Origin of the sequence: Nonomuraea sp. NPDC050310 (assembly GCF_040655795.1) — a bacterium.
Lineage (GTDB): Bacteria > Actinomycetota > Actinomycetes > Streptosporangiales > Streptosporangiaceae > Nonomuraea.
In genome coordinates, this window is the sequence record NZ_JBFAKP010000001.1 from 1,138,878 (window position 1) to 1,152,539 (window position 13,662).

Sequence of the window (13,662 nt, forward strand, 5' to 3'; positions counted from 1 at the left end):
CGGGGATCAGGCCAGGTCGAACCGGTCGAGGTTCATGACCTTGTCCCACGCGGCGACGAAGTCGCGCACGAACTTCTCCCCGGCGTCGTCGGCGGCGTAGACCTCCGCCAGCGCCCGCAGCTCGGAGTTGGCGCCGAACACCAGGTCGGCCCGGGTGCCGGTCCACCTGACCTCGCCGGTGGCGGTGTCACGGGCCTCGAAGGTCTCGGCGTCGCCGCCGACCGAGTGCCAGGTCGTGCCCAGGTCGAGCAGGTTGACGAAGAAGTCGTTGGTCAGCCGGCCCGGGGTCTCGGTCAGCACGCCCAGCTTCGTCCGCCCGGCGGTCGCGCCCAGCACCCGCAGGCCGCCGACCAGCACGGTCATCTCGGGCGCGCTGAGGGTGAGCAGGTTGGCGCGGTCGACCAGCAGGTACTCCGCCGGCAGGCGGTTGCCCTTGCCGAGGTAGTTGCGGAAGCCGTCGGCGGCCGGCTCCAGCGCGGCGAACGACTCCACGTCGGTCTGCTCCAGCGTGGCGTCCACGCGGCCCGGCGTGAACGGCACCTCGACCGTGAAGCCGGCGTCCGCGGCGGCCTTCTCCACGCCCGCCGCACCGGCCAGCACGATCAGGTCGGCCAGCGAGATCCGCTTGCCGCCGCTCTGGGCGGCGTTGAAGGACTCCTGGACGCCCTCCAGCGTGCGCAGCACGGTCGCGAGCCGGTCGGGGTCGTTGACCTCCCAGCCGTTCTGCGGCTCCAGGCGGATGCGCGCGCCGTTGGCGCCGCCGCGCTTGTCGCTGCCGCGGAAGGAGGCGGCCGAGGCCCACGCGGTGGCGACGAGCTCGGTGACGGCCAGGCCGGAGGCGAGCACCCGCGCCTTGAGCGCCGCCACGTCGGCGGCGTCGACCAGCTCGTGGTCGAGCGCGGGCAGCGGGTCCTGCCAGATGAGCACCTCGGCCGGGACCTCCGGGCCGAGGTAGCGCACGACCGGGCCCATGTCGCGGTGGGTCAGCTTGAACCAGGCGCGGGCGAAGGCGTCGGTCAGCTCCTCGGGGTGCTCCAGCCAGCGGCGGGTGATCTGCTCGTAGACCGGGTCGACGCGCATCGACAGGTCGGTGGTGAGCATCGTCGGGTGGGTGCGCTTGTTCGGGTCGTGGGCGTCCGGCACCAGGTCGGAGGCGGCGCCGTCCTTCGGCCGCCACTGGTGGGCGCCCGCGGGGCTCTTGAACAGCTCCCACTCGTAGCCGTAGAGGATCTCCAGGAAGCGGTTGTCCCAGCGGGTGGGCGTGTCGGTGAAGATGCCCTCCAGCCCGCTGGTGATGGTGTCGCCGCCCTTGCCGGTGCCGTAGGTGTTGGCCCAGCCCAGGCCCTGCGCCTCGATCGGCGCGGCCTCGGGGTCGGCGCCGACGTTGTCCGCCGGGCCCGCGCCGTGCGTCTTGCCGAAGGCGTGGCCGCCGACGATCAGCGCGGCGGTCTCCTCGTCGTTCATCGCCATCCGGCGGAAGGTCTCGCGGATGTCGCGGGCGGCGGCCAGCGGGTCGGGGTTGCCGTTGGGCCCCTCGGGGTTGACGTAGATCAGGCCCATCTGCACCGCGGCGAGCGGGGTCTCCAGCTCGCGGTCGCCGGTGTAGCGCTCGTCGCCGAGCCAGGTGGTCTCCGGGCCCCAGTAGACGTCGTCGTCGGCCTCCCACACGTCGGCCCGGCCGCCGGCGAAGCCGAAGGTCTTCAGCCCCATGCTCTCCAGGGCGACGTTGCCGGTGAGGATCATCAGGTCGGCCCACGAGATGCTCTGGCCGTACTTCTTCTTGATCGGCCACAGCAGGCGGCGGGCCTTGTCCAGGTTCCCGTTGTCCGGCCAGCTGTTGAGCGGGGCGAAGCGCTGCTGCCCGGCGCCCGCGCCGCCGCGGCCGTCGCTGATGCGGTAGGTGCCCGCGCTGTGCCACGCCATCCGGACCATGAGCGGGCCGTAGTGACCGAAGTCGGCCGGCCACCAGTCCTGGGAGGTGGTCAGCAGCTCGGCGATGTCCCGCTTCACGGCGGCCAGGTCGAGGCTCTTGAAGGCCTCGGCGTAGTCGAACTCCTCGCCCAGGGGGTTGGCCACCGCGGGGTTCTTGGCGAGGATCTTCAGGTTCAGCCGCTCCGGCCACCACTGACGGTTGCCGCCGCCCTGGGTGGGGTGCGCGGCGCGGGTGTGCGCGACCGGGCAGCCGCCCGAGCTCTGGCCCTTGGGCTGCGCGTCTTCCGTGACGAGCGGGTCGTGGTGCTGGTCAGACATGGAAATCCTTCCGGACGTGCACTTCGCTGTGCCCGGACAACTTATCGGCATAAACACGAATAGTTCAAGATAATGAGTCGTCCAAGTTAAGCGGGCTCGTCACAGCACCCCCGCGGCGGACCGTACGGCCAGCCCCGCGCCGAGCAGGACGACCATGGCCGCCGTCCCGGCCGGGGCCAGGCCGGACAGCCGGACGGCCAGCCGGTGCCCGGCCCGCGCCCGGCCTTCGAGGCGGCCGGCCAGCTTCACGAGCAGCAGGCCGGTGGCGGTCAGCGTGGCGGCCATGCCCAGCCCGTAGGCGGTCACGAGGGCGACGCCGAACCAGGTCCGGCCCAGCGCGATCGCGCCCAGCAGGACCACCAGGGCGCTCGGGCTCGGCACCAGGCCGCCCGCCACCCCCAGCCCGACCAGCCCCGCCCGCGAGGACCCGCCTTCCGCGTTCCCGTGTCCATGCCCGTGTCCATGCCCGTGTCCATGCCCGTGTCCATGCCCGTGTCCATGCCCGTGCCCATGGCCATGCCCGTGGCCGTGGCCGTGGCCGTGGTGGGTGTGGGGCGGGCGGCGCCGGGCGGTGTGGAGCAGCCGGATCCCGATCACCGCGATCAGCGCCCCGCTGGCCACCCCCAGCCAGCCCAGCACCGACTCCCCGGTCAGCGCGCCGAACAGGCTGAGCGCCAGCCCCACGACCAGCACCCCGGCCGTGTGCGTGGCGGTGACCGTCGCCCCGACCACCAGCGCGTCCCGTGGCCGCCCACGCCGTCCGGCCAGGTAGGCGGCCATGACGGTCTTCCCGTGCCCCGGGATCAGCGCGTGCCCGGCCCCCAGCACCGCGGCCAGCGCCACGGCCAGCGCCCCGAGCGGCACGGTGAGCCGGTCGGCGCCGACCAGCCCGGTGAAGGTGCGCTCCACGAACCCGAGCACGGCCTCCACCGGCGACCCGCTCCCGGCGGCCGGGCCCGGCGCGGCGGCGGGTCGGGCCGCCCCCTCCAGGCGGACGGTCGCGGTGCGCTGGTCGAGCGGGTCGGCCAGCAGGTCCTCGGGGTAGGCCCGCAGCTCGTCGCTGACGCTGCGCGCGGGGACGGACGCCTGCCGTACCCGCTCGCCCTGGACGGTGATCTCCCGCCAGCCGATGCGCTGCCCGTCGAAGGCGTCGGTGAGCTCGACGGTCCGTTCCGCGCGCACCGGCGCGACCAGGCCGCAGGCCAACCGGCTGGTCTCCAGGCCGCCCTGCCCGGGGGCGTAGGCGAAGGCGGCCGAGGCCATCCGCCAGGTCACGGGCACGCCGTCCACGACCAGGCGCCGGGCGGCGGCCAGCGCGGCGCACTGCGCCCCGGCCGGCCCGGCCGTGGGGCGGGCCTGGAGGGTGGGCAGCTCGGCGCTGTCCACGACGGCGGTGGCCTCGACCCGGTCGGCCAGCACCCGCAGCCCGGTGTAGTGGTTGACGGTGAAGTTGCCCAGCGGGTGCGCCGAGGCCGGGGCGGCCCCGCCGCCGAGCACGAGCCCGGCGGCGAGCGGGAGCAGGAGCAGGCGTCTCATGAGAACCTCGCGAGGGCGGGCAGGGCGGGGTCGAACCGGGGGTTGAACTCCAGGGCGCGCGAGCGCGCGGGCCGGCCCAGCGCCCGCTCGATCTCGGCGCGGTGGTGGTGGAGCAACGCGTTGCGCCAGCCGACGGCCGTCGCCTTCCGCGCGTACGGCAGGCCCTCGCGCGAGCGACCGGCCCGGTGCAGCGCCCACGCGAGGGCGTCGGCGGCCACCACGTTCGGGTTGCGCCCGTACTCGGCGCGCGCGTGCCGCACCGCGAGCTCCGGGTCGCCGTGGTCGGCCTCGAACTCGGCGGCGGTCAGGTCGTCGAGCACCCCGGCCTCGGCGGCCAGCCGCTGCTGGGCGCGCAGGAGCGCCCAGTCGGGCGCGAGCCCGGCCTTGATCCGCACCTCGCCCTGCTCGACCAGGTACTGCGGGAGCGGGAGCCGGGCGGTGATCCGGTCGTAGAGCGCCAGGGCGGCGGGGAGCTCGCCGGCCAGCGCGTGCGCGCGAGCCTGCCCGGCCAGCGCCGGCACGAAGCCGGGCGAGGCCGCCAGGGCCTGGCCGTACCAGCCGCGCGCGCCCGCCAGGTCGCCGGAGCGCAGGGCCAGCTCGCCCAGGTAGGTGCGGCAGTAGGCCAGGTCGGCGGGTGCGGTCGCGTCGGCCAGGGCGTGTTCGAGGAACCGGCGCGCTCCGGTGAGGTCGCCGCGGAGCTCGGCGGCGTAGGAGGCGCGGGTGAAGGCGGCGACGCCGGGGCGCAGCGCCATCATCCGCTCGGTCGCCTCGTGGGCGCCGTCGAGGTCGCCGAGCTGGGTGCGCGCGTCGGCCAGGACGCCGAAGGCGGCGGCGCCGTACGGGTTGGCCCGGACGGCCTGGAGCGCCAGCCGTGCCGCCGCCGGGAAGTCGTGCCGGGCGGCGGCCAGCGCCGCGCGGCCGCTCAGCACGGTGTCGTCGGCCGGGGCGAGCGCGGCGGCGGTGGCCAGGGCGCGCTCGGCCCGGGGGTAGAAGGAGGGGTCGCCGGTGAGGCGGGCCTGCTCGACGTACTGCACGCCGAGCCGCGCCCACGAGCGGTGGTCCTCGGGCAGGCGTTTGAGCCGCTCTTGGAGTGTTTCCGGCCGGGCCGCGGGCTCGGCGGCGGCGGGCCGCGGGTTCGACGGCGGCGGGGCGAGAGCGGAGGCGGCGGTGAACACCAGCGCGCCGCCCACGACCACGCTCCCGCCCACGATCAGGAGTCGCATGTCGGCTACCTCGATGGGAGATCGGCGGGGGAGGGCGGGCCGCGGGGGAATCGGGAGCCGCGGCCCGCCCGGTCCTAGCGCTGCTGGTTCACCGAGGTGTTGCCGGGCAGCGGGATGTAGGGGAACGCCGAGCCGAAGGGCTTGTCGTTCGCGTCCACCTTGTCGGTCAGCGCGGGGACGAGCCTGCCGGTCGTCGCCGCGCCGGCCATGGCCTGCAGCGCGATGTCCAGCACGTCGTCGGACAGGCGCCGGCCGTTCGGGAAGCCCTGGAGGTCGCCGGCGAGCACGCCGAGCCGGTTGGGGTTCCTGGCGGGCGGGATGGCCATGTTGAGCCGCAACATCTCGGCGGGACGCAGCTTGCCGGCGTCCTTGTTGAGCGTCTGCGAGTTCAGGTCGGCCATGATCGGCCCGTTGCCCTTGGCGATGCCGGTCAGGAAGATCTCGACCAGGTCCTTGCGCGGGGTGGTCGGGGCCTTGACGCCGTAGAGCGCTTCCAGCAGCTTGGGCAGCTCCGGCTCGGTGACGCGCTTGACGACGGCGGGGATGCCCGCGTCCTTCTCCGGCGGCAGCGCGTTGAAGGCGTCCTTGAGCCCGGCCGGCACCACGACCTCGTTGACCAGCGGCTGGCCCAGGCGCGAGACCTGGACGTAGCCGCGCGGGCTCCACTTGTCGGTGGTGGACCACACGCCGATCACGGGGTTGCGCCGGACGTTCCCCTTCAGGGCCAGGTCGGCGGCGGGCACCTGCAGGCCCAGGGTGTGCACGTTGTAGCCCTTGGTGGTGTCCTGGCCGACCTCCGAGAGGTCGCCGCCGTAGAGCAGGTCGAAGACGCGCAGGTCGAGGAAGAAGGCCTCGTCCGACTGCCCGGCGAAGGTCTGGCCGCCCGGGACGGGCCGGATCGACTGCCGGCGGAGCAGGCCGTAGTCGGGCATCGAGGCCGGGCCGGCGTTGCTCGGCGCGACGATCCCGTCGGCCACGAGGGTACGGCTGCCGCCGCGGGTGAGGCGCTTGAGCGTGTAGCGCTGGCGGAAGAGCAGGTCGGGGTCGTCGAGCGAGGTGACCGGGCCCTGGTTGTAGAGGAAGGTCGCGTTGCCGCGGCGGTCCTCGTTCCTGAAGGTCCACTGGTAGGTGATGTCCGGCTTGGCGTCGCCGTCGTTGTCGATCTTGATGTTGTAGCGCGAGTTGGTGTCGAAGGTGTAGAAGTTCGGGCCGCCGTTGGGTTCCTCGAAGGGGATCCAGTTGGCCAGCAGGGTGACGGTGTCCGGCTTGTCGGGGCTGACGAACGCGTAGACGTCGGTGTTGTCGTTGCGCGGGTCGCCGGCGATGGCCGGGGCCTCGCGGTGGGAGGAGGCCGTGCCGGGCTCGATGCGGAGCGCGGCGAGCGAGGAGGCGGTCAACGCCACCGCGACGCCCAGCCCGGCAACGGCGCGCCGGTTGATCCGGAGCTCCATGATGTCCGTCCTTCTGGGTCGGGTCGGTTGGGGCGAGGTCCGGCCGGGGTCCTCGTGGCCCTATTCGGCGCCGGAGCGCGGGCGGATGTGCCTACGGCGGAAGTACTTCTCCGGTAGGAGGGTCAACCAAAGTTGACATACTTAGGTCGTCAATTTAAGTTGACCGGTGTATTTCCCGCACTTTCGCACGTTGGAGCAGACATGAGTCAGGATCGCCCCGAAGGCACGGTCGACCCCGGGGAGAAAGCCCCCCTGCGCGAGCTGCTCGCGTACATCCGCCCGCACCGCAAGGTGCTCATCCTGGGCGGTGTCCTGTCCGTCGTCGGATCGGGCGCCGCGCTGGCCATCCCCCAGGTGGCCGAGTACATCGTCAACGCCTTCGGCTCCGGAGCCTCCATCGGCGGCCTGCTGGTCTGGCTGACCCTGGCGGTCATCGCCGGAGCCGCCGTCATGGCGTTCGGCACCTATCTGATGGAGCGCACCGGCGAAGGCATCGTCTACGACGCCCGCCGCACCCTGGTCGGCCGCATGATGCGGCTCAAGGTGGCCGACGTCGACCGGCTCAAGCCGGGAGACCTGCTCTCGCGCGTGACCGGCGACACCACGCTGCTGCGCACGGTGCTCACCAACGGCCTCATCGAGTCGATCGGCGCCGCCTTCATGCTGGTCGGCGCGATCGTGCTGATGGCGCTCAAGGACGGCGTGCTCTTCCTCGTCACGTTGCTCGTGCTGGTCGTCGTCGGCGGCATGGTCGGGCTGCTGATGCCGCGCATCCAGAAGGCCCAGTTCAAGGCGCAGGAAGCGGTCGGCGAGATGGGCGCGGTGCTCGACCGCACGCTCCAGGCCTACCGCACGGTCAAGGCCAGCGGCGTCGAGGAACGCGAGATCGCCATCGTCGGCGAGGCCGCCGGACGGGCCCGCGACCGCGGCGTCCAGGTGGCGGTCTGGGCGTCCCTGGCCGGCGTCTCGACCTGGGTCGCCTTCCAGATCGCCTTCGTGGCCGTCTTCGCCATCGGCGGCGCCCGCGTGGCCTCCGGCGCGCTGGAGGTCGCCGAGCTGATCGCCTTCTTCCTCTACCTGTTCTTCCTGGTCATGCCGATCGGCCAGCTCGTGCAGGGCGCCATCCTGGTGCAGAACGGCCTGGCCGCCCTGCACCGCATGAAGGAGATCCAGGACCTGCCCGCCGAGAACGCCGGCGTCCCGTCCCGCTCCGGTACGGCGGAGCCGGTCGGCCTGTCCTTCGACGAGGTGCACTTCCGCTACGGCGAGGACCGGCAGCCGGTGCACCACGGCGTCACCTTCGACGTGCCGCCCGGCGGCCTGACCGCGCTGGTCGGCCCCTCCGGCGCGGGCAAGTCCACCGTCTTCGCCCTGCTGGAGCGCTTCTACGAGCACCAGTCCGGCACGATCACCGTCGGCGGGCGCGACATCCGCGACTGGCCGCTCGGCGACCTGCGCGCCGCCCTCGGCTACGTCGAGCAGGACGCGCCCGTGCTGGCCGGGACGCTGCGGGAGAACCTGCTGTTCGCCGCCTCCGAGGCCACCGAGGAGGAACTGCTGCGCGCGGTGCGCCGGACCCGGCTCGACGACCTGGTCTCCAGGCTGCCGGACGGGCTGGAGACCGCGGTCGGCCACCGGGGCGTGCTGCTGTCCGGCGGCGAACGCCAGCGCGTCGCCATCGCCCGCGCGCTGCTGCGCAAGCCCCGCCTGCTCCTGCTGGACGAGGCCACCTCGCAGCTCGACGCGGTCAACGAGCTGCGGCTGCGCGAGGTCATCGCGGAGGTCGCCGCCGAGACGACCGTGTTGGTCATCGCGCACCGGCTGTCCACCGTCACCAACGCCGACCGCATCGTGGTGATGGAGGCGGGCCGGGTGCGGGCCGTCGGCACCCACGCCGAACTGGTGGGCGAGGACGACCTCTACCGGGAGCTCGCCGCCACGCAGTTCCTCACAACCTAGATCCAAGAGCGTTGCAAGCCCGCCCGGCCAGCCTGGAGGCATGAAGAACCTCGACGGCCTCGGGCCGGAACTGGACGAGAACCTGCTCGCGCAGGTCAGCGGTGGCATGTTCAAGGTGAGCTACTGGCCGAGCGGCGAGACGGTCACCGACTACTACAGCGACTACGAGCCGTGGTGCAGCTGAGGCCGGCGGCATGATCCTGGTTCTGACGCGGGACGACGACGAGCACGCCTCGCACGTCGTCCCGCTGCTCAGAAAGCGGGGGGCGGAGGTCGTCCGGCACGACCCCGCCTCCTTCCCGCGCTCGTCCCGCATGGCCGTCGCCTTCGAGCGGGACGGCGCGGCGGCCCGCCGGCTCGACGGGCTCGACCTGCGCGAGGTGCGCTCGATCTGGCTGCGCCGGCCCGGCGAGCCGGTCCCGCACGACTTCGCCGACCCCTCGGTGCGCGCGTACGTGCGCGACGAGCTGCGCGCCTTCGTCGGCACGAGCTGGGACGACCCGGGCCCCCGGACGGTGCCCGGCGGCCGGCGCGTGATCGACCACGCCGCGCGCAAGCAGCACCAGCTCCCGGCGGCGGCCCGCGCCGGGCTGGAGATCCCCGCCACGCTGATCACCAACGACCCCGAGGAGTTCCTCGGCTTCTACGACCGCTTCCACGGCAAGGTCATCACCAAGCCCGTGCACCTGCCCGCCCGCGGGCGGCTGACCAGGCCGGTCGCGCCGTCCGAGGTCGGGTACGCGGGGGCGCTGCGGTACTGCCCGGTGATCGTCCAGGAGTACGTGGACAAGAGGGTGGAGCTGCGGGTGACCGTGGTGGGGGAGCGGGTGTTCGCCGCCGAGATCGACTCCCAGGCCAACCACCTCACCGCGCACGACTCGCGCGACGACCGGCTCGGCCGCACGCCATACCGGCCGGTCCGGCTGCCCGCCGCGGTGGAACGCTCCTGCCTGGTGCTGACCCGCGCGCTCGGCCTGGCCTACGGCGCCATCGACCTGATCGTCACCCCGGACGGCCGGCACGTCTTTCTGGAGATCAACCCCAACGGCCAGTACCTGTGGGTGGAGCGGCGCACCGGCCTGCCCATCAGCGAGGCCCTCTGCGACCTGCTGCTGGAGGAACCCTGATGCTCGACGAGGCGCTGGAGGTGCTCAAGGCCGGTCTGGACGGGCTCGACGAGCTGCGCGCCCGCCACCCCGGCCACCGCTTCCGCGTGGTGCGCCAGCAAGAGGAGCACGACGGCTCGGTCCACCACGACCTGCTCATCACCTGCCCCGACGGCTCGACCGTCACGCTCTCCCACTGCCCCGACCGCGAGCTGCCTTGGCCGCTGCGCGGGCTCCGCCCGCCGACCCGGCCGATCCTGCTGCGCGTCAACGGGGTCGAGCGCACGATCCAGGAGGTCGTCCTCGACCTCGAAGACCTCTGGGCCGACCGGCGCATCGCCGAGCGGCTGGTGAACACCTGCCTGATCCAGCAGGAGCTCGACACCGAGCCGGTCGAGCTCGACGAGGCCGAACTGGAGCGGGCGGTCGAGGCCTTCCGGCGGACCAAGGGCCTGCTCACCGTGGCGGCCACCCGGCAGTGGCTGGCCGGACAGGGCCTGGACGAGAGCGCGCTGACCGAGCTCGCCGCCCGGCACGCCCGCGCCGCCAGGCTCGACGCCCGGCTGCCCGGCGGGCTGAGCGCCTGGCTCGCCGAACGGCGCGCGACGGCGAAGGTCGAGTGGTTCTGGTAACGGGGTCCTTCGTTGTACGCTGCCGGTGAATAGGTTCATTCACCGAAGGGGTCGCCATGTCCCGTACTGTTCGCGCGCCGCGAGGCACCACGCTGACCGCCAAGGGCTGGCCGCAGGAGGCCGCCCTGCGCATGCTGCAGAACAACCTCGACCCCGAGGTCGCGGAACATCCCGAACAACTCGTCGTCTACGGCGGCTCCGGCAAGGCCGCGCGCGACTGGCCGTCCTACGACGCGCTGGTCCGCACCCTCACCACGCTCGACGGCGACGAGACCCTCCTCGTGCAGTCCGGCCGCCCCGTCGGCGTCTTCCGCACCCACGAATGGGCGCCGCGCGTCCTCATCGCCAACTCCAACCTGGTGCCCGACTGGGCCAACTGGGAGGAGTTCCGCCGCCTGGAGGCCGCCGGCCTCACCATGTACGGCCAGATGACCGCCGGCTCCTGGATCTACATCGGCACCCAGGGCATCCTCCAGGGCACCTACGAGACCTTCGCCGCCGTCGCCGCCAAGCGCTTCGGCGGCTCCCTGGCCGGCACCATCACCCTCACCGCCGGCCTCGGCGGCATGGGCGGCGCCCAGCCGCTGGCCGTCACCATGAACGGCGGCGTCGCCATCTGCATCGACTGCGACCCGCGCAGTGTCAAGCGCCGCATCGAGCACCGCTACCTCGACGTCGAGGCCGCCTCCCTCGACGAGGCGCTCCAGCTCGCCTACGAGGCCCGCGACCAGCGCCGGCCGCTGTCCATCGGCGTCGTCGCCAACGCCGCCGAGGCGCTCCCCGAGCTGCTGGCCAAGGGCGCCGAGATCGACATCGTCACCGACCAGACCTCCGCGCACGACCCGCTGATGTACCTCCCGCTCGGCGTCGCCTTCGACGACATGGCCGCCGAGCGCGAGAAGGACCCGGCCGGCTTCACCCAGCGCGCCCGCGAGTCCATGGCCCGCCACGTCGAGGCCATGGTCGGCTTCCAGGACGCCGGCGCCGAGGTCTTCGACTACGGCAACTCCATCCGCGGCGAGGCCCAGCTCGCGGGCTACTCGCGCGCCTTCGCCTTCCCCGGCTTCGTGCCCGCCTACATCCGGCCGCTGTTCTGCGAGGGCAAGGGGCCGTTCCGCTGGGCCGCGCTCTCCGGCGACCCGGCCGACATCGCCGCCACCGACCGCGCCGTCCTGGAGCTCTTCCCGGACAACGAGCCGCTGGCCCGATGGATCCGCATGGCCGGGGAGCGGGTGCACTTCCAGGGGCTGCCCGCCCGGATCTGCTGGCTGGGGTACGGCGAGCGGCACCTCGCGGGGGAGCGGTTCAACGACATGGTCGCCTCCGGGGAGCTCCAGGCGCCCGTCGTCATCGGGCGTGACCACCTCGACTGCGGCAGTGTCGCCTCGCCGTACCGGGAGACCGAGGGCATGGCCGACGGCTCCGACGCCATCGCCGACTGGCCGCTGCTCAACGCCATGCTCAACACCGCCTCCGGGGCGGCCTGGGTCTCCATCCACCACGGTGGTGGCGTGGGCATCGGGCGCTCCATCCACTCCGGCCAGGTCACCGTCGCCGACGGCACCGCTCTGGCGCGGGAGAAGGTGAGCCGCGTCCTCACCAACGACCCCGGCACCGGCGTCATGCGCCACGTCGACGCCGGCTACCCCGAAGCCGCCCAGGTCGCCGCCGACCGCGGCGTCCGCATCCCCATGCGCGAGTCGTGACGCCCCCTGCCTGACCCCGAGCCCCGACCTCCACCTTCGGCCCCCGGCGCTCTCCCCGGTCGGGGGCTCGGTCGGCGCGGCCTTCGGACCTCCAGGCTCTTGGCTGCGGTCTCCGTCCTCAGCCCTCCGCGCTCGCGGGCTGCGGCCTCCGTCTACGGACCTCCGCGCTCGCGGGCTGCGGCCTCCGTCTACGGACCTCCGGGCTGCCCGGGCTCCGTCTACGAGACGCCGGGCTCCGTCTACGAGACGCCGGGCTCCGTCTACGGGACTCCGGGCTTCGTCTACAGGACTCTGGGCTCCCGGCCTGGCTCTCCCGTGCTTCGGGGGTCCGGGGCTCCCCGGCCCAACTCTCCTGTCCTTCAGGGGTCCGGGGCTCCAGGGCCTCGGTTCCTGGCCGCCGCGCCCGGATCCCTGGCCCGCAGCGCCCAGACCCCCGGGTCGCGGGGCCTGCGGCTGGGGTCACCTGGGGCGCAAGCCCTGAGGTCTCAGCCGCCGGTCTCGGAGCGCGGGGTGACGGGGTGGGTGCGGGTTCGTGGTGAGAGGGCTGGGAGACTTGGGTCGTTCGTGACGCTGTGCTCAGCCGTTCGGGTGGGGGTGTGGTGATGGAGGGCCTGGAGGAACTGCTGGCCGGGCGAAGGTTGTCCCCCGTCCAGCGAAGGATCGCGCTCTACCTGTCGGAGCACCTCGCCGAGGCGATCTTCCTGTCCAGCGTGGAACTGGCCGAACGAGCCGGAGTGAGCCAGCCGTCGGTCACCCGCTTCGCCATGGCCCTGGGCTTCGCGGGCTACCCCGAGCTCAGGCAGGCCCTCCGACCCTTGGTGGTCGGCGTCGACCCCCGCGGCGCGTCGTCCCCTGGCTACCGCCCAGACACCACCGCACCCAGCCCCCAAGGGCTCGCCCCCACCGCCGCTGATCACCCCGGATCACTCGGCAACCGTGGGTCCACCAGTCACCCAGGACCCGGCGCGGGCCGTCCCGGTCCCGCCGGCCACCTCGGAGCGGCCGGGGAACCAGGGGCTCCCGAGTTCCCTCCATCGGCCGGCGCGCCCAACGTCCCCGGACTCCCCGGTACGGCCGGAAGTGGGGCGGCGGCGGGTGGAGTGTGGGGCGCTGGAACGGGGCGGGGCTCGGTGTCGGGCAGCCTGCTGGAAGGGGCTCTCGAGAGCGAGATCCGAAACCTCCACCACATGCGCGACCGCCTGGCCACCCTCCCCCTGGCCGAACTCGGCGAGACCCTCGCCGCAGCCGAGCCGTTGCCCGTCTTCGGGCTGAGGGTCTCGGCCGGGCTGGCGACCACGTTCGGCTACTACGCCGGCCTCATCCACCCGGACGTGCGGCTGTTCACCAGCGGCGGCTCCCATCTCCTCGACGGCCTGCGCAACGTCCAGCGGGCCGGCGCACGGGTGGTCCTGGCCTTCGTGCTCCCGCGCTACCCGGCCGAGTCGATCCAGGCCCTGCAGTACGCGGAGAAACTGGGCTTGCGCCGCATCGTGGTCACCGACCGGCCAGGTCTGCCCGCCGAGGTGACCCTGGACGCGCCGGTGGGCGACCGGCTGGTGTTCGACTCGCACTCGGCGCCTTTGGCCATGGCCATGGCCCTGGTGGAGGCCATGGCCGACGCCGCACCCCTGCGCACCCAGGCCCGGCTGGAGGACTACGAACGGGCCGCGGACGAGGCCGGCATCTTCCTCCCCGGCGAACCCCCGTAACCCCGATAACCCCTGTAACCCCCTACCCGGGCCTCGCCGTACGACGGGGACTGGGTAAGGGGAAGGGGGCGTCGGCAGGTCAGATGTGAG

10 protein-coding genes are annotated in these 13,662 nt (G+C 73.3%); 6 read left to right on the plus strand and 4 right to left on the minus strand.

The genetic code is table 11. The features are described 5' to 3' along the window. Positions 1–6: 6 nt before the first annotated feature. The 4 genes from katG to AB0I67_RS05415 all read right to left on the minus strand — a co-directional run bounded on the left by katG (position 7) and on the right by AB0I67_RS05415 (position 6,460). Positions 7–2,250: a catalase/peroxidase HPI gene (katG, locus tag AB0I67_RS05400; RefSeq protein WP_357917929.1), complete on the minus strand. Its 2,244-nt coding sequence runs from the start codon at positions 2,248–2,250 to the stop codon at positions 7–9. A gap of 99 nt (positions 2,251–2,349) precedes the next feature. After that, a complete protein-coding gene (locus AB0I67_RS05405) occupies positions 2,350–3,786 on the minus strand; it encodes a High-affinity nickel-transporter (protein WP_357917932.1) in 1,437 nt (478 codons plus the stop codon). After that, positions 3,783–5,009 (minus strand): tetratricopeptide repeat protein, encoded by a 1,227-nt coding sequence (locus AB0I67_RS05410; protein ID WP_357917935.1) that lies wholly within the window; start codon positions 5,007–5,009, stop codon positions 3,783–3,785. The genes AB0I67_RS05405 and AB0I67_RS05410 overlap by 4 nt, the downstream gene beginning before the upstream one ends. Before the next feature lie 74 nt (positions 5,010–5,083). Next, on the minus strand, positions 5,084–6,460 hold the full coding sequence (locus AB0I67_RS05415) for a DUF4331 domain-containing protein (RefSeq protein ID WP_357917937.1): 1,377 nt from the start codon (positions 6,458–6,460) through the stop codon (positions 5,084–5,086). 201 nt (positions 6,461–6,661) lie between these two features. Between AB0I67_RS05415 and AB0I67_RS05420 the strand changes: the two genes are divergently transcribed. The 6 genes from AB0I67_RS05420 (at position 6,662) to AB0I67_RS05445 (ending at position 13,572) form a co-directional block, all read left to right on the plus strand. Continuing rightward, the gene (locus AB0I67_RS05420; RefSeq protein ID WP_357917940.1) at positions 6,662–8,419 is read left to right on the plus strand and encodes an ABC transporter ATP-binding protein; all 1,758 of its coding nucleotides are present in this window, start codon (positions 6,662–6,664) and stop codon (positions 8,417–8,419) included. Between the two features lie 40 nt (positions 8,420–8,459). Next, positions 8,460–8,603: a hypothetical protein gene (locus AB0I67_RS05425; RefSeq protein ID WP_357917943.1), complete on the plus strand. Its 144-nt coding sequence runs from the start codon at positions 8,460–8,462 to the stop codon at positions 8,601–8,603. A 10-nt stretch (positions 8,604–8,613) separates the two neighbouring features. Continuing rightward, a complete protein-coding gene (locus tag AB0I67_RS05430) occupies positions 8,614–9,546 on the plus strand; it encodes an MvdC/MvdD family ATP grasp protein (RefSeq protein ID WP_357917946.1) in 933 nt (310 codons plus the stop codon). Then, positions 9,546–10,157 carry a TIGR04500 family putative peptide maturation system protein gene (locus tag AB0I67_RS05435; RefSeq protein WP_357917949.1) on the plus strand — a complete coding sequence of 204 codons (612 nt, stop codon included), beginning with the start codon at positions 9,546–9,548 and terminating at the stop codon, positions 10,155–10,157. Before AB0I67_RS05430 ends, AB0I67_RS05435 begins: the two co-directional genes overlap by 1 nt. A 56-nt stretch (positions 10,158–10,213) precedes the next feature. Continuing rightward, the gene (hutU, locus tag AB0I67_RS05440; protein WP_357917952.1) at positions 10,214–11,863 is read left to right on the plus strand and encodes a urocanate hydratase; all 1,650 of its coding nucleotides are present in this window, start codon (positions 10,214–10,216) and stop codon (positions 11,861–11,863) included. A gap of 602 nt (positions 11,864–12,465) precedes the next feature. After that, positions 12,466–13,572: a MurR/RpiR family transcriptional regulator gene (locus AB0I67_RS05445; protein ID WP_357917955.1), complete on the plus strand. Its 1,107-nt coding sequence runs from the start codon at positions 12,466–12,468 to the stop codon at positions 13,570–13,572. Positions 13,573–13,662 lie beyond the last annotated feature (90 nt).